Below are 15,945 nucleotides of genomic sequence, written 5' to 3'. Positions count from 1 at the left end.
CGACGCTAACGCCGCAGGCGCACGCTCGCGACAGCTTGACAGCCCAGTACGACCCGGTGGTGACGCCAGACGCCGATACAACCGTCGGACGCCCGGTGCTGATGTGGCGCGGACGGCGGCCCGAGACGGCACCAGCCCCACTGGTCCGACCGATGTATCGGCCGACCATCGCCGAAGGCCCGCCGGCCCCGATAGGCTGACGCGACCTGACCACCGCTCCCACGCGGGAGCCGTACCTCGTAGATCGGAGGTTCCCCATGTCCATCGTTCAGACGCACCCCACCCCCGGTGCCGCAAAGACGATCATCGGCGAGCCCGAGGTCGTCGAGGACGGTCGCGCGGTCGACGCCGCGGGCATCGCGCTCGCCGCCGATGTGGAGCACGACCCCGCCTGGTTCGCGCTGCGCGACGCCGCGACGGCCCTGCACGAGCTGCAGGCCGCCGACGGGTCCGTGCCCGATCCCGGCGACCACGAGACGGCGCGACACCACGTCGCGGCGATCACCGCCGCGATCGGGCGGCTCGCGCCGCGCTTCCCGCATGACGACGCGTACCTCGCGGCGTCGATCCGGGACTTCGAGCGATGGGCCGGCACGGGCTCCGGGAATCCGGACGGCGAGGCTTCGACGGAGGGGGCGTTCGGCGTGCCCGATTTCCTCGACTCGCTCGCGGCGTTCCAGCCGCAGCAGCACCGCGTCGACGGCATCCGGCACCTCGTGGTGTTCCCCATGTACACGCAGAACGGCTCGCGCGACCGGCACGTCGAGGCGCTGCTGGTCGAGGCGATCTGGCCCGACGAGATCGCCCGGCTCGAGACGATGTACCCGAACCGGCTGTTCGTGTCGCTACGGCTGCTCGATTTCACCGGCGGGTACGACACCGACTCGGCCGTGCTGTTCCCCGAGACGGTCGCGATGCGCGAGATCCCGACGTTCACGTGGGGCGCGATCTTCCAGGACCGCGAGGCGGCCCGCTACCGGCGCGTCGTGGCCGCGGCATCCGGGATCACGAAGCTCGATCTGCCCGCCGAGGCCGCCGAGATGCTCGACGACCAGGCGCTCACCGAGCGCGCGTTCGTCATGTGGGACCTCATCCACGATCGCACCCACATGCGCGGCGACCTGCCGTTCGACCCGTTCATGATCAAGCAGCGGATGCCGTTCTTCCTGTACTCCCTCGAGGAGCTGCGCTGCGATCTGACGGCGTTCCGCGAGTGCGTCGAGCTCGACCGGCGCCTGAGCGGTCAGGCGGACCTCGACCCGGTGGATGCCGAGCTGCTGCGCCTGTCGCGACTGGTGCAGTACGCGGTGATCTTCGACCGGATCTTCCGGTTCGCGATCACCGGAACGCGGGTGCGCAACTACGACGGGCTCGGCGGCCAGCTGCTGTTCGCGTGGCTGCACCGCCGCGGGGTCCTGCACTGGACCGACACCGCCCTGGCCTTCGACTGGGACGCGGTGCCGGATGCCGTCGTCGCCCTGGGAGATGCGATCGACCGGCTCTACTGGGAGTCGATCGACCGGCCGAAGACCGCGCACTGGCTGGCGGCATACGACCTGGTGCGGTCGGTGCTCGAACCGCATCCCGCATCGGCGTGGGCCCGCGGCCTGCCGGGAGACGTGCTCGCCGGCCCGCCGAAGGGCTTCACCGACGCCGTGCTCGACGACGAGTTCCCGCTGTCGATGTTCTACGAGGCGCTCGAGAAGAAGATGCGCGACGTCATCGCATCGACCCGCGGCATCCGCGGGACGACGACGGCACCGCCCCGCGGCATCCGCGGTTGATCGGTCCCGCCCGCGGATCCGCCTCGCGCGGTGGATTCGCGGGCGGCGGACCGGTGAGAAAGGATGATCACATGACCTCCCTGCACGACACGTCGGTGCGCGGCTTCGCGTCCGACAACTACTCCGGCATCCACCCGGAGGTTCTCGCCGCCATCACCGCCGCGAACGACGGACACCAGACGGCCTACGGGTCGGACGTGTACACCGCGCGCCTGCAGGAGCTCGTCGCCGAGCACTTCGGCGACGGCGCGGAGGCCTTCCCGGTGTTCAACGGCACGGGCGCCAATGTCACGGCGCTGCAGTCGATGCTGCCGCGCTGGGGCGCCGTGATCGCGGCGTCGACGGCGCACATCAACGTCGACGAGGGCGGGGCGCCCGAGCGGGTCGGGGGCATCAAGATCCTGAACGTCCCCACCGGTGACGGCAAGCTCACCCCCGACCTGATCGATCGCGAGGCGTGGGGCTGGGGTGACGAGCACCGCGCTCAGCCGCTCGTCGTGTCGATCACGCAGTCGACCGAGCTCGGCACGCTCTACACGCCGGGCGAACTGCGGACGATCGCCGATCACGTCCATGCCCGCGGGATGCGGCTGCACATGGACGGCGCGCGCATCGCCAACGCCGCCGCGGCGCTGGGTGTGCCGCTCGCCGCGATCACGCGCGATGTGGGGGTCGACGTGCTGAGCTTCGGCGGCACGAAGAACGGCGCGATGATCGGCGAGGCGATCGTCGTGCTCGACCCGGCGGCATCCGAGGGCCTGACGTACCTGCGCAAGCTGAACATGCAGCTGTCGTCGAAGATGCGCTTCGTCTCGGCTCAGCTGGTGGCGCTGCTCGAGAACGACCTGTGGCGGCGCAACGCCGAGCACGCGAACGGTATGGCGCAGCGCCTGCGCTCGGCCGTCGAGGCGGGGATCGCCGCCGGCTCGATCCGCGGGGTGGAGTTCACGCAGCCGACGCAGGCCAACGGGGTGTTCGCGGTGCTGCCCGAGGGCGTCGCCGACCGGCTGCGCTCGTCGTTCCGTTTCTACGACTGGGATGAGTCCCGCCGGGAGGTGCGCTGGATGTGCTCGTTCGACACGTCGGCATCCGACGTCGACGCCTTCGTCGCCGAGCTCGCCCGCCTGACGACCGCCTGATCCCCCTCACCCCGCGCCCGCGCTCACCGTACCGCGAGACGGCACTCTCGCCCCGAGACCCTGGGGTCAACCCATGGTCTCGGGGCGGGACTGAGGTCTCGCGGGTCGCTCAGGCTCCCGCGAGCCGCGGCACGGATCGAACCGGCCGCGGCTCGTCTACGTTCAAGCGGCGGTGACGCTGAAGCTCCACGTGACGCCGAATCGGTCGGTCAGCATGCCGAATCCGGCGCTCCACGCCGACGCTGCGAGCGGCTCGACGACGACGGCATCCGCCGCCAGCGCATCCCACGGCCCCCGCAGCTCGTCGAGGTTGTTCGCGCCGACCGAGACGAACAGCGCCTGGTCGGTCAGGGTCATGTTGTTCTCGCGGTGGGTCGCACCGCCGCCCGCGATCGAGCCGTCGGTACGGCCCGGGATGTCGTAGCCCATGACGCGGAAGCCGTTCGGGGCGATGACGAGACCGAACACGACGGCGTCGGCGCCGGGCGCGTCCGCGGGCATGCCGACTTCTGCGTACGTCGTGATGACGGTCTGCCCGCCGAAGGCGGAGGCGTAGAGATCGAGCGCTGCGTGTGCGCCGCCGCGGAAGTTGAGGTGAGGGGTGGTCTGGATGGTCATCGCTGCTCCTGAGGAAAAGGCCGGCCCGATCGGCTCGGCCAGCTCACCCTCGCAGCGGTTGCGGTCAGGTTCTGTCCGCAATGACGGATACGTTGGGGCGATGACGACGACATCCCGGCTGCTGACGCTTCTGTCGCTGCTCCAGGCCCGCCGGGACTGGCCCGGGACGATTCTGGCGTCACGACTGGGCGTCAGTGACCGGACGGTACGCCGCGACGTCGAGCGACTGCGCGAGATGGGATATCGCATCCAGGCGTCGACCGGACCGGATGGCGGCTACCGTCTCGACTCCGGCAGTGAGCTGCCGCCCCTGCTGTTCGACGAGGACCAGACCGTCGCGGTGGCTCTCGCCCTGCGCTCAGCGCCGAGCCTCGGCGGCGGCATCGGCGAGGCGGCCGCGCGCGCCCTCGCGACGATCCGGCAGGTGATGCCCGCGCACCTGCGACACCGGCTCGACGCGCTCGCCGTGACGCCGGTCGCGCGTCCGGGGGATTCCGCACCGACGGATGTCTCCCTCGAGGTGCTCATCACCCTGGCGAACACCATCCGCGATCGGCAGACGCTCCGCTTCGACTACACCCGGGCCGACGCCGGCATCGGGGAGGCGGCCGACTCCGAGAGCACGCCGCCTCGCCGAGCCGAGCCGCACCATCTGGTCGCCGCGTCCGGCCGCTGGTATCTCGTCGCGTGGGACCTCGACCGCGACGACTGGCGCCTGTACCGGGTCGACCGCATCCGCCCCCGCGTCCCGCATGGCGCCCGCTTCGAGCGGCGCACGGTTCCCGGGGGCGACGTCGACGCCTTCGTCTCCGGACGCTTCCGCGGGTCGGACACCTCCGTTTGGCCCTGCCGCGGCGCCGTGATTCTTCGCCTGCCGGCATCCGCGGTCGCCCCGTTCGCCGGCGACGGCTCCGTCACGGCACTCGATGACGGCAGCTGCCGGCTCGAGGCGGGGTCGTGGTCGTGGGCCGCCCTCGCCGCCTCGTTCGGACGCTTCGACGCCGACCTCGAGGTCGTCGGTCCGCCCGAGCTCGCCGACGCATTCGCCCTTCTCGCCGACCGCTACGCGCGCGCGGCGGCGCCCGCCGAACCGCGAGACGGCACTCTCGCCCCGAAACCCTGGGGTCAACCCATGGTCTCGGGGCGGGGCTGAGGTCTCGCGGGTCGCTCAGGCTCCCGCGAGCCAGGCCCGGTAGGCGTCGAAGGAGTACGGGCGCCCGAGGAAGTCGGCGACGAGGTCGGCCGCGTCACGACTGCCGCCCGGTTCGAGGATGCGCTCGCGGTAGCGCGTCGCTACCGCCGGGTCCATGAGGTCGTCACCGAAGGCCGAGAGCAGGTCTCGCGCGATCACGAGGCTCCACTGGTACGTGTAGTAGCAGGCGCCGTACCCGGTGAGGTGGCCGAAGCCGGCGTACGTGTGACCGTCCGGCAGCGGCTCGACCGGCGACGACGCGCGGTACCAGCTCTCCACCGCGGCCTGCAGGTCGCTCGGCCGCTCCACGTGCAGGCCGTACGAGACGTTCGCGTGCCCGAGCTGGCGGGTCACCTCCAGAGCCCGACCGAAGGCGTCGGCCACCCGCATGCGCTCGACGAGGTCGGCCGGGATCGGCTCGCCCTCGGCGTTGCGCGCGAAGGTCGCCAGCACTCCGGCATCCCAGGCCCACTCCTCGAGGAGCTGGCTCGGCGCCTCGACGAAGTCCCACTCCGTCTCGATGCCGCTGAAGTCCGCCCACACGGCGTCGGCACCGCCGAGGATGCCGTGCACCAGGTGACCGAACTCGTGGAAGAACGTCACGACCTGGTCGTGCTCGAGCAGGCCCCGCGAGAAGTTGCACAGCAGCACGCCCTCGGGAAGCGAACGGCCCGCGATGCCGGGGGCCAGACCGAAGCACGCGGCGTGGTTGTACTTGCCATCGCGCGGGTGCAGGTCGAGATGGATGCGGCCGAGTCGGCGCTCGCCGCGGACGACGTCGTAGCTGCGGACATCGGCGTGCCACGCACCGGCGTCGACCGGCACATAGGCCACGTCGAGCAGTCGCGCGGTGACATCGAGCACGCCGGCGAGGACGTTCTCGAACGCGAAGTACGCGCGGACGGCCTGCGCGTCGACGGCGTAGTCCTCGCGCTTGAGGGCGCTGAGGAGGTACCAGAGGTCGGCGGAGGTGACGGCATCCGCATCCGGCTCGTCGCGGCGCAGCCGCTCGAGCAGCCGGTCATACTCGCCCGCGGCGGCCTCGCGGGTCGCGACGTCGATGTCGTCGAGGAACGCCCGCACCGCGGCGCTCGAGCCGATCATGCGGGTCTCGGTCTCGTAGTCCGCCCAGTCGCCGTAGCCGAGCAGCTCGGCCCGCTCCGCGCGCACCGCGAGCAGCTCGGCGAGGACGGGGTCGTTGTCGGGCCAGGCCAGGTCGTTGTACACCGCGAGCAGCGCCGTGCGCGTTGAGCGGCGCACCGCGAACTCGCGCACGGGCATGAGGTCGGTGTACTCGGTGGTCAGCGTGACCTGGCCCTCGTCGTCGACCGGGTGGGCGTCGATGAAGTCCTGCGGAAGCCCCTCGAGGGCATCGGCGGGGAGCTTCAGCTCACGCCGGCCGTCGCGGATGTTGCGGGAGAACAGCAGCGAGAGCTCGGTGTCGCGCTCGGCGAGCGCACGCAGTCGCTCGCGGGTCGCCTCGTCGCGGTCGACGCCGCCGCGGCGGAAGTCGCGCTGGATCCGGGCGAGCAGCCGGCGCGCAGTGGCGTCGAGCCCGTCGGTCGCGAGCCCGTCGAAGACGGCGAACAGGTCGGGGTCGAGCGAGCGCTGCGAGAGCAGGGCGTCGATCGCCTGCACGCGCGCCTCAGCGGCGTCGCGGATGTCGGCGTCGGGGTGCGACTCGCTCAGCAGGGATGCCTCGGATGCCGCCTCGGCGACCGCGATGGAGGCCTCGTTCCACAGTTGCAGGCGAGCCAGGGGCGACAGCTCGCTCCCGGCGATCAGCTGGGCGTCGATCTCGCGCACGCGGGCGATGCGGGCGTCCGGGCGCTCGGAGGCGAACGCGAGCCATCCGGCGGCGTCGGCGGGGAAGGCGAGGGGCTGCGGATCGGTCATGCCCCGAGCCTACGCACGACCGCAGCGCCCCCGCTCGCCCGCCTCGAACCGCGAGACCTCAAGCCCGCCCCGAGACGGTGGGTTCCACCGGCGGTCTCGGGGCGCGAGTGAGGTCTCGCGGTTCGAGGGTGGGGTCAGCGCAGGGCGCCGACGGAGGCGAGTGCGAGCCGGATGAGCGTGCCGCGGCCGCCCTCCATCTCCGCGGCCAGCGCGTCGGATGCGGCCTCGGCGGGATCGAGCCAGGTGACCTCGAGCGCATCCTGACGCGGCTCGCACGTTCCCGTGACCGGCACGACGAAGGCGAGCGAGACGGCGTGCTGCCGGTCGTCGTGGAACGGGCTCACCCCGGGGATCGGGAAGTACTCGGCGACCGTGAAAGGCGCGGGCGAAGCGGGCAGCAGCGGGAACGCCATGGGCCCGAGGTCGTTCTCGACGTGACGGAACAGGGCGTCGCGGATCGTCTCGCCGTAGCGGACGCGGCCCGACACGATCGTGCGGGTCATCTCGCCGACGGGCGTCGCACGCAACAGGATGCCGACCTGCGTGACCGCGCCGAGACCGTCGGTGCGCACGGGCACGGCTTCGACGTAGAGCATCGGCAGGCGGCGGCGCGCCTCGGCGAGCTCGATGTCGCTGAGCCAGGCGGGGTTCGTCGCGCCGCCCCCGGGGGCTCCGCGCAGCGGGTCGGCCGGCAGCGACGACTCGCCGCGCTCGTCGGGATCGGGATCGGGGGTGCGCACGGCCATGCCTCATGTATACCAACGACACCCGGCGGTGCCGGGATGACCGGATGCCGGATCGGATGGCTCGACGCGGTGTCGGAGACGGCTGGCAGGATGGTCGCATGTCGTCGACCCCGGCTCTCGATCCCGCCGCCGTGCGCTGGTCGGCCGCTCCGGCCGAGCGCATCGGGCGTCCGCTCCTGGTCGTGATGCACGGCTACGGCTCCGACGAGAACGACCTCTTCGCGCTCGTTCCCCACCTCCCCCGCGATTACGTCGTCGCGGCGGTGCGCGCCCCGCTCACGCCGCCCTTCCCGACGCCGGGCTGGTCGTGGTACCCCATCGAGGGGCTGAACGGCCGCGACCCGCAGGCGGCGACGGCGGCCGCCCGTGCGCTGAGCTCGTGGATCGACGCGGAGCGCGGCGACGCGGCATCCGTCGGGCTGCTCGGTTTCTCGCAGGGCGGCGCGATGGCCCTCGAGACGCTGCGGCTGCACCCGCACGACTACGCGTTCGCGGTGAACCTCTCGGGGTACGCCAACCCGAGCGACCTCGAGACCGATGCCGAGCTCGCCGAGCGTCGGCCTCCGGTGTTCTGGGGGCGCGGTGCCCGTGACGACGTCATCCCGCCGGCCCTCGTGACCCACACCGCCCAGTGGCTGCCGAGCCGGGTCGAGCTGAGCGGGCGGGTGTACCCCGAGCTCGGTCATGCGGTCTCGGCGGAGGAGCTGAAGGATGTCGCGACGTTCCTGCACAAGCAGCTCGATGCGGCGTAGACTGCCGTCGCCCCTGTCCCGAGTGTGAGGAACGACCGTTGATCGGTTTCGACGCGACCGCGCTGTGATCCCGCGCTGATCCGTCGACCCCTCGGGCGTCCGACCTGGCCAGCGCTTTCCGATACCGCGCTGGCCCGCCGGACCGATCCCCTCTCTCCCGGGGCCTCTCAGTGTCCGTCGTGCCCGCGCACGACGACATCCGAGGAGGGCACCATGCCTCATCCCACTCCCGCGGTCGTGCTCGACCGCATCACGCACACCTGGCCCGACGGGGCGACCGCGTTGTGCGGCGTGTCGGGCGCGTTCGGCGCCGGGCGCACCGGCCTGGTCGGACGCAACGGTTCGGGGAAGACGACGCTGCTGCGCGTCATCGCCGGAGCGCTTCGCCCCGTCTCCGGCAGCGTCACCACGTCCGGACGCGTCGAGCTGCTGCCCCAGCGACTCACCCTCGACGTCGACCGACGCGTCGCCGACCTCGTCGGTGTCGCGGACGTCGTCGACGCCGTGCGCGCCGTCGAGTCGGGCGACGTCGACCCGCGCCACTTCGACACGATCGGCGACGACTGGGACGCCGAGGCCCGCGCCACCGCGGCGCTGGCGGCGGCCGGACTGCCCACGGGGGCGCTCGATCGGCGCGTGGGCGAGCTGTCGGGCGGCGAGGCGGTTCTTGCAGCCCTCGTCGGGGTGCAGCTGCGTCGCGCGGAGGTGGCTTTGCTCGACGAGCCCACGAACAACCTCGACCGGGATGCCCGGGAACGGGTGGGCGAGCTCGTCCGGTCCTGGCGCGGCGCGCTCATCGTCGTGAGTCACGACACCCGGCTGCTCGAGCTCATGGACGACACCGCCGAGCTCTACGGGTCGGAGCTCAGCGTGTTCGGCGGGCCCTACTCCGCCTGGCGCGCGTGGCGCGATGCCGAGCAGGCGGCCGCACGCGCCGCGGAGAGCACCGCTGCGGCGGCGCTGCGGCGCGAGAAGCGCGACCGGATCGAGGCGGAGACCACGCTCTCGCGACGCGCGGCGATGGGCGCCAAGGCGCAGCGTGAGAAGCGCGTGCCCGGGATCGTCGCCGGCAATCGCGCCTCGGCGGCCCAGGTGTCGGCGGGCAGGCTGCGCGGGGCCGCATCCGATCGGGAGGCGACGGCCCGTGCCGCTCTCGACACGGCGGGGCGGCGGGTCCGCGACGACGATGCCGTGCGCATAGATCTGCCCGACCCCGGGGTCGCCGCCGGACGCCGGATCGCGACGATCGGCGACGGCGAGCGCTCGTGGGTGCTGCAGGGACCCGAGCGGGTGGCCCTGGTCGGGCCGAACGGCGCGGGGAAGACGACGCTGCTCGAGCAGGTCGTGGGTTCGGCGCGCGCCGACTCCTCAGATGCCGGAGCCGCGACCCCCGAATCCGCCGCTGAGCGTGCGAACCGACCGGAACGGAGGAGTTGCGGCACGGCGGTCGCCCACACCGACCGGGTGGGGTACCTCTCGCAGCGCATCGACGGGCTGCTCGACGGCGACACGGTGCTCGAGTGCGTGCGCGCGGCCGCACCGACCGCCACCGACGCGGAGCTGCGCAACCGCCTCGCCCGCTTCCTCATCCGCGGCGACACCGTGCTGCGGCCGGTCGCGGCTCTGTCGGGCGGTGAGCGGTTCCGGCTCGCGCTCGCTCGAGAGCTGCTGGCCGACCCGCCGCCGCAGCTGCTCGTCCTCGACGAGCCGACGAACAACCTCGACCTCGACACGGTCGATCAGCTCGTCGAGGCGCTGTCGGCGTTCCGCGGGGCCGTGCTCGTCGTCAGCCACGACGACGACTTCCTCTCGCGGCTCGCCCCTGCCCTGACCCTCGAGCTGCGCGACAGCCGGCTGAGCGAGGTACCGGCCGTGTCCTGAGCCGCGGTCTCACCTGGGCCGGCGCAGCGTCGAAGTCCCACTTGGGCTGGGACAGCGTCGAGGTCCCACTTGGGCCGGTGCAGCGTCGAAGTCCCACTTGGGCCGGTGCAGCGTCGAGGTCCCACTTGGGCCGGGAATGTCCGCTCGATTCCCGGCCCAACTGGGACCTCGCAGGGCAATGCGCAGGGCAATGGGCAGGGCAACGCGGGGTGGGCGGGGGTGCCATGACGGATGCCGCGGGCGCAAGGCCGCGCCGATGTCGGTGGTCCGCGCGAAGATGAAGGCATGGCCGATGTGCTCGCCCGATTCTCCGCGCCCACCGCGGACTGGTTCCGTGGCGCGTTCTCGAAGCCGACCTCGGCGCAGGCCGGCGCGTGGGACGCCATCTCCGCGGGCAAGCACGCTCTCGTGGTCGCGCCGACGGGCTCGGGCAAGACGCTCTCGGCGTTCCTGTGGGCGATCGACCGCATCTTCCGCGACAAGGTGGCGGCAGGGCCGGTCGACGACAAGCCGGCCAAGCGCCGGAGATCGGATGCCCCACCGGCCGACACCCGGGTGCTCTACGTCTCGCCGCTCAAGGCGCTCGGTGTCGACGTCGAGCGCAACCTCCGCTCGCCCCTCGTCGGCATCGGGCAGTCCGCGCGCCGACTCGGGCAGCCCGTGCCGGACGTGTCCGTCGGGGTCCGGTCGGGTGACACCTCGTCCGCCGACCGCCGCGCCCTGGTCGCCCGCCCGCCCGACATCCTCATCACGACGCCCGAGTCGCTGTACCTGATGCTCACGTCGCAGGCGTCCGAGACGCTCCGCGGCGTTCACACGGTCATCATCGACGAGGTGCACGCCGTCGCGGCCACCAAGCGCGGTGCGCACCTGGCCGTGAGCCTCGAACGCCTCGACGCCCTGCTCGACACGCCCGCTCAGCGCATCGGCCTGTCGGCCACGGTCCGCCCGATCGACGAGGTCGCCCGGTTCCTCGGCGGCTCGGCGCCCGTCGAGATCGTGGCCCCGAAAGCGACGAAGGCGTTCGATCTCAACGTCGTCGTGCCGATCCCCGACATGCTGCATCCGCCGGCGCCCCCAGGAGCCGAACAAGCGGCGGCGTCCGCCCCGTCCGCCGGTCGAGACGACGGCGATGACGACGATGACGACGACGGTGATGGCGCGTGGTACCGCGCGCCGCAGGCGACCGAGGTCACCGGATCGGTCTGGCCCCACGTCGAGGAGGCGATCGTCGACCGCATCCTGCAGCACCGCTCGACGATCGTGTTCTCCAACTCGCGCCGCCTCGCCGAGCGGCTGACGGGTCGTCTCAACGAGATCTACACCGAACGCCTCGGCGGCGACCTGCCCGATGCCGCTGCCCCTCCCGCCGCGATGATGGCGCAGGCCGGCGCCTCCGCCGGTGCCGACCCGGTGCTCGCGAAGGCGCACCACGGCTCGGTGTCGAAGGAGCAGCGCGCCCAGGTCGAAGACGAGCTGAAGTCCGGCGTCCTCCGCTGCGTCGTGGCGACCTCGAGCCTCGAGCTCGGTATCGACATGGGCGCCGTCGACCTCGTCATCCAGGTCGAGGCGCCGCCGTCGGCGGCATCCGGTCTGCAGCGTGTCGGGCGTGCGGGCCACCAGGTCGGCGAGGTCAGCCGTGCCGCCCTGTTCCCCAAACATCGCGGCGATGTCTTGCACACGGCGGTCGTCACCGAGCGGATGCTGGCCGGCAAGATCGAGGCGATCTCGGTGCCGCAGAACCCGCTCGACATCCTCGCCCAGCAGACGATCGCGGCGTGCGCGACCGGCTCGATCGCGGTCGAGGACTGGTTCGAGACGGTCCGGCGCAGCGCGCCGTTCCGCACGCTCCCCCGGTCGGCGTACGAGGCGACGCTCGATCTGCTCGCGGGACGTTTCCCCTCCGACGAGTTCGCCGAGCTGCGACCCCGGCTCGTGTGGGACCGCGATCAGGGCACGCTAACCGGGCGACCCGGCGCGCAGCGCATCGCGGTGACGAGCGGCGGCACGATCCCCGATCGCGGCCTGTTCGGCGTTTTCGTCGCGGGCGAGAGCCGCAACGCGCGCGTCGGCGAGCTCGACGAGGAGATGGTCTACGAGTCGCGCGTCAACGACGTGTTCACCCTCGGCACCACCAGCTGGCGCATCGTCGAGATCACGCACGACCGCGTCAACGTCGTGCCGGCGTTCGGTCAGCCCGGCAAGCTGCCGTTCTGGCACGGCGACGGCCTCGGCCGCCCGGCCGAACTCGGCGAAGCGCTGGGCAAGTTCAGCCGCGAGGTGTCGGCCGCCGGTCCGGAGAAGGCCGCCGACCGTCTGCGCGAGTCCGGCCTCGACGACTATGCGATCGAGAACCTGCTCGCACATCTCGCCGAGCAGCGCGAGGCCACCGGCAGCCTTCCCACCGATCGGACCCTGACGGTCGAGCGGTCGCGCGACGAGGTGGGCGACTGGCGCGTCATCCTGCATTCCCCGCACGGCATGCACGTGCACGCGCCGTGGGCGCTGGCGGTCAACGCCCGCATCCGCGAGCGTCTCGGCGTCGAGGGCGCCGCGGTCGCGAGCGACGACGGCATCATCGCGCGCGTGCCGGATGCCGCGGCCGAGCCGCCGGGAGCCGACCTGTTCGTCTTCGACGCCGACGAGCTCGAGCAGATCGTCACCGACGAGGTCGGCGGTTCCGCGCTGTTCGCCTCGCGGTTCCGCGAGTGCGCCGCCCGGGCGCTGCTCCTGCCACGGCTCAATCCCAACAAGCGCGCACCGCTGTGGCAGCAGCGGCAGCGCTCGGCGCAGTTGCTCGAGGTCGCGCGGCGCCATCCGTCGTTCCCGATCATCCTCGAGACGCTCCGCGAGGTCCTGCAAGACGTCTACGACCTCCCGGCACTGCTGCGGATCACGCGCAGTATCGCCGACCGCCGCATCCGCCTCGTCGAGACGACGACCTCGCAGCCCTCTCCTTACGCGCGCGACCTGCTGTTCGGCTACGTCGGCGCGTTCATGTACGAGGGCGATTCCCCCCTCGCCGAGCGGCGGGCCGCGGCACTGTCGGTCGACCCGGCCCTGCTGTCCGAGCTGCTCGGCAAGGTCGAGATGCGCGAGCTGCTCGACCCCGAGATCATGGCGCAGTTCGAGCGTGAGGCGCAGCGCCTCGATCCCGAGCGTCGCGTGCGCGGCGTCGAGGGAGTCGCCGACCTGCTGCGCCTGCTCGGACCGCTCGACGCCACGGAGGTCGCGGCGCGACTCGAGGATTCCGCCACCCCGGGGACCGACCCTGCGGAGGAGATCGGCACAGCGGAGGAGATCGGCACAGCGGAGGGCAAACGGGCCGCGTCCGCTCCTCCGAACAGCGGATCTCCTCCCGCGGAGCGCGTCGCCCAGGCCACCGAACTCCTGCAGCAGCTGATCACGGCGCGCCGCGCGATCCCCGTCGTGATCGCGGGAGTGCAGCGGACGGCCGCGATCGAGGATGCGGGGCGCCTGCGCGATGCCCTGGGAGCGGCGCTTCCCGTGGGAATTCCCACCGCCTTCCTCGAGCCGGTCGTCGACCCGCTGGCCGACCTCGTCGCGAGGCACGCCCGCACCCACGGGCCATTCCGCACCGCCGACGTCGCGACGCGGCTCGGCATCGGCACCGCCGTGGCACGTCAGACCCTGCAGCGCCTCGAATCGCAGGGTCGCATCGCGAGCGGTTACTTCCTGCCCGAGACCTCCGCGGCCGAAGCAGATGACCTGGAATGGTGCGACTCCGAAGTCCTCCGCAGGCTTCGGATGCGGTCGCTCGCCGCGATCCGCGGCAGCGTCGAGCCGGTCTCGCCCGACGCGTTCGCGCGCTTCCTGCCCGTATGGCAGCACGTCACCCGGCCCCTCGAAGGCGTCGACGGCGTCGCGGCGGTCATCGAGCAGCTCGCCGGCGTGCCCATTCCCGCCAGCGCGTGGGAGTCGCTCATCCTGCCCTCGCGCGTGCGGGACTACGCGCCCGGGATGCTCGACGAGCTGACCGCGACCGGCGAGGTCGTCTGGTCCGGGCACGGCACGCTGCCGGGCCGCGACGGCTGGATCGCGCTCCACCCCGCCGACATGGCGCCGCTGACCCTCGCCCTGGCCGACGCCGACACCGAGACCGACGAGTCGGCGACGTCGGGCGACCTCGACATCCGCATCCTCGAAGCCCTCGCGGTGGGCGGCGGCTGGTTCGCGGGGCAGCTCGTCGCAGCCGTCGGCGCCCCGAACGAGCAGAGCGTTCTCGATGCGCTGTGGCGCCTGGCATGGGCCGGCCGGTTGACGAACGATACGTTCACGCCCGTCCGTTCGCTGCTCTCCGGCGGATCGCAGGCGCACCGCAGCGCGCGGCGCACGCCCCGTTCGCGGCTGTACCGGGGCGCACCGCTCGCTCGCCCCTCGGCACCGGCGGCGCCACGCCCCTCCACCCTCGGCGGCCGGTGGTCGCTGCTCCCCGCCGTCGAGCCCGACCCGTCTCTGCGCGTCACCGCCTCGGCCGGGCTGCTGCTCGACCGCTACGGCGTCGTGACCCGCGGGAGCGTGCAATCCGAGGGCGTCCCGGGCGGCTTCGCGCAGGTCTACCGTGTGCTCGCGGGCTTCGAAGAGGCCGGCCATTGCCGCCGCGGATACGTCATCGAGACCCTCGGTGCCGCGCAGTTCGCGGCATCCGTCACCGTCGATCGGCTGCGGGAGTTCGCGGCGCTCGCCGACCCGCCGCCGCGCCGAGCCGTGACGCTCGCCGCGACCGATCCCGCGAACCCCTACGGAGCGGCGCTCGGCTGGCCGGCGCTCGAGGGCGTGTCGCACCGGCCGGGACGCAAGGCCGGCGGCGTGGTCGTGCTCGTCGACGGCGCGCTGGTGCTGTACCTCGAGCGGGGTGGGCGCTCGGCTCTCGCCTTCAGCGACGACGAGGAGGTGCTGACGGCGGCGGCCGCCGACCTCGTGAAGACCGCTCAGGCCCGCCGGCTCGACACCCTCACCGTCGAGCAGGTCAACGGCGAGTTCGTCTACAACACGGCGACGGGGCGTGCGCTGCGGGCCGGCGGCTTCGTGGAGTCGTCTCGCGGCCTCACCCTGCGCCGTCTGACGGCGGGAGCCCGGCCCGCGCTGTCGGGAAGCGGCGAGCGTGCCTGAGGGCGACACCGTCTTCCGGGCGGCTCGGAAGCTCGGTGAGGCGCTCGTGGGCGAAGAGGTGACGCGCTTCGACATCCGCGTGCCCGGCAGTGCGACGGCGGATCTGCGCGGCGAGACCGTCTCGTCGTCGATCGCGCGCGGCAAACATCTGCTGCTGCGCGTGGGGTCGTTCAGCCTGCACTCCCACCTGAAGATGGAAGGCCGCTGGCACGTGTACCGGCACGGCGAGCGGTGGCGCGCGCCGGCGTTCCAGGCGCGCGCGATCGTGGGCACGAGCGAGCGGGATGCCGTCGGCTTCGAGCTCGCGATGGTCGAGGTCCTCCCGACCGCCGATGAAGACCGCCTCGTCGGCCATCTCGGCCCCGATCTTCTCGGCCCCGACTGGGATCTCGACGAAGCGGTGCGACGCGTGAGCTCGGACACCCGCGCCGCCCACGTCGCCCTGCTCGACCAGCGCAACGTCGCGGGTTTCGGCAACGTGTACGCGAACGAGCTGCTGTTCGTGCGCGGCATCCTGCCCACGACCCCGGCGACCGAGATCGATGCCGCCGCCGTGCTCGAGACGGGGTACCGGATGATCCACGCGAACCGCGACCGATCGGCGCGCACCTTCACGGGCAACGATCGCCCCGGTCAGCGGATGTGGGTCTATCGCCGCGAAGGGAAACCCTGCCGCCGATGCGGAACGCTCATCGAAGCAGACGAGATCGGGGCTCTGCCCACGAGCGAGCGGAACATCTTCTGGTGCCCGCGCTGCCAGAGCTGAACCGACGCCGCAGCACAGCCCCGCCCCAGCCCGCTGTG

Annotated in this window: 10 protein-coding genes; 7 read left to right on the top strand and 3 right to left on the bottom strand. The window is 72.4% G+C overall.

The genetic code is table 11. From position 1 onward, the window contains the following. The first annotated feature begins 257 nt into the window (after positions 1–257). Complete coding sequence (locus tag ACPYN5_RS08850; RefSeq protein ID WP_424448614.1) at positions 258–1,784, top strand: DUF6421 family protein; 1,527 nt, start codon at positions 258–260, stop codon at positions 1,782–1,784. Between the two features lie 71 nt (positions 1,785–1,855). Then, entirely contained in the window at positions 1,856–2,923 is a 1,068-nt protein-coding gene (locus ACPYN5_RS08845) for a threonine aldolase family protein (protein ID WP_424448613.1), read from the top strand. Positions 2,924–3,085: 162 nt separating this feature from the next. Here the strand turns inward: ACPYN5_RS08845 and ACPYN5_RS08840 are convergent, their stop codons facing one another. Continuing rightward, positions 3,086–3,541, bottom strand: a complete 456-nt coding sequence (locus tag ACPYN5_RS08840) for a VOC family protein (RefSeq protein ID WP_424448612.1) — start codon at positions 3,539–3,541, stop codon at positions 3,086–3,088. 100 nt (positions 3,542–3,641) lie between these two features. Between ACPYN5_RS08840 and ACPYN5_RS08835 the strand changes: the two genes are divergently transcribed. After that, complete coding sequence (locus tag ACPYN5_RS08835) at positions 3,642–4,694, top strand: helix-turn-helix transcriptional regulator (protein WP_424448611.1); 1,053 nt, start codon at positions 3,642–3,644, stop codon at positions 4,692–4,694. A 15-nt stretch (positions 4,695–4,709) separates the two neighbouring features. Here ACPYN5_RS08835 and ACPYN5_RS08830 read toward each other — a convergent pair whose 3' ends face one another. Together ACPYN5_RS08830 and ACPYN5_RS08825 are read right to left on the bottom strand one after the other, a co-directional pair. Further along, complete coding sequence (locus ACPYN5_RS08830) at positions 4,710–6,629, bottom strand: M3 family metallopeptidase (RefSeq protein WP_424448610.1); 1,920 nt, start codon at positions 6,627–6,629, stop codon at positions 4,710–4,712. 134 nt (positions 6,630–6,763) lie between these two features. Beyond that, the gene (locus tag ACPYN5_RS08825) at positions 6,764–7,375 is read right to left on the bottom strand and encodes an NUDIX hydrolase family protein (RefSeq protein WP_424448609.1); all 612 of its coding nucleotides are present in this window, start codon (positions 7,373–7,375) and stop codon (positions 6,764–6,766) included. Between the two features lie 98 nt (positions 7,376–7,473). Between ACPYN5_RS08825 and ACPYN5_RS08820 the strand changes: the two genes are divergently transcribed. The 4 genes from ACPYN5_RS08820 to ACPYN5_RS08805 all read left to right on the top strand — a co-directional run bounded on the left by ACPYN5_RS08820 (position 7,474) and on the right by ACPYN5_RS08805 (position 15,907). Next, the gene (locus ACPYN5_RS08820; RefSeq protein ID WP_424448608.1) at positions 7,474–8,127 is read left to right on the top strand and encodes an alpha/beta hydrolase; all 654 of its coding nucleotides are present in this window, start codon (positions 7,474–7,476) and stop codon (positions 8,125–8,127) included. 213 nt (positions 8,128–8,340) lie between these two features. Beyond that, a complete protein-coding gene (locus ACPYN5_RS08815; RefSeq protein ID WP_424448607.1) occupies positions 8,341–10,008 on the top strand; it encodes an ABC-F family ATP-binding cassette domain-containing protein in 1,668 nt (555 codons plus the stop codon). Between the two features lie 285 nt (positions 10,009–10,293). Then, the gene (locus tag ACPYN5_RS08810) at positions 10,294–15,141 is read left to right on the top strand and encodes an Lhr family ATP-dependent helicase (RefSeq protein ID WP_424448606.1); all 4,848 of its coding nucleotides are present in this window, start codon (positions 10,294–10,296) and stop codon (positions 15,139–15,141) included. Next, positions 15,134–15,907, top strand: a complete 774-nt coding sequence (locus ACPYN5_RS08805; protein WP_424448605.1) for a DNA-formamidopyrimidine glycosylase family protein — start codon at positions 15,134–15,136, stop codon at positions 15,905–15,907. Before ACPYN5_RS08810 ends, ACPYN5_RS08805 begins: the two co-directional genes overlap by 8 nt. The last annotated feature ends 38 nt before the right edge of the window (positions 15,908–15,945 follow it).

This window comes from Microbacterium arborescens (assembly GCF_049707515.1).
GTDB lineage: Bacteria > Actinomycetota > Actinomycetes > Actinomycetales > Microbacteriaceae > Microbacterium > Microbacterium arborescens_B.
This window is presented reverse-complemented; position numbering and strand designations above follow the sequence as displayed.

Coding starts and splice junctions, on each gene's coding strand:
- ACPYN5_RS08840 (WP_424448612.1), bottom strand. CDS start 3,541: ATGACCATCCAGACCACCCCTCACCTCAACTTCCGCGGCGGCGCACAC.
- ACPYN5_RS08850 (WP_424448614.1), top strand. CDS start 258: ATGTCCATCGTTCAGACGCACCCCACCCCCGGTGCCGCAAAGACGATC.
- ACPYN5_RS08810 (WP_424448606.1), top strand. CDS start 10,294: ATGGCCGATGTGCTCGCCCGATTCTCCGCGCCCACCGCGGACTGGTTC.
- ACPYN5_RS08815 (WP_424448607.1), top strand. CDS start 8,341: ATGCCTCATCCCACTCCCGCGGTCGTGCTCGACCGCATCACGCACACC.
- ACPYN5_RS08830 (WP_424448610.1), bottom strand. CDS start 6,629: ATGACCGATCCGCAGCCCCTCGCCTTCCCCGCCGACGCCGCCGGATGG.
- ACPYN5_RS08845 (WP_424448613.1), top strand. CDS start 1,856: ATGACCTCCCTGCACGACACGTCGGTGCGCGGCTTCGCGTCCGACAAC.
- ACPYN5_RS08825 (WP_424448609.1), bottom strand. CDS start 7,375: ATGGCCGTGCGCACCCCCGATCCCGATCCCGACGAGCGCGGCGAGTCG.
- ACPYN5_RS08835 (WP_424448611.1), top strand. CDS start 3,642: ATGACGACGACATCCCGGCTGCTGACGCTTCTGTCGCTGCTCCAGGCC.
- ACPYN5_RS08820 (WP_424448608.1), top strand. CDS start 7,474: ATGTCGTCGACCCCGGCTCTCGATCCCGCCGCCGTGCGCTGGTCGGCC.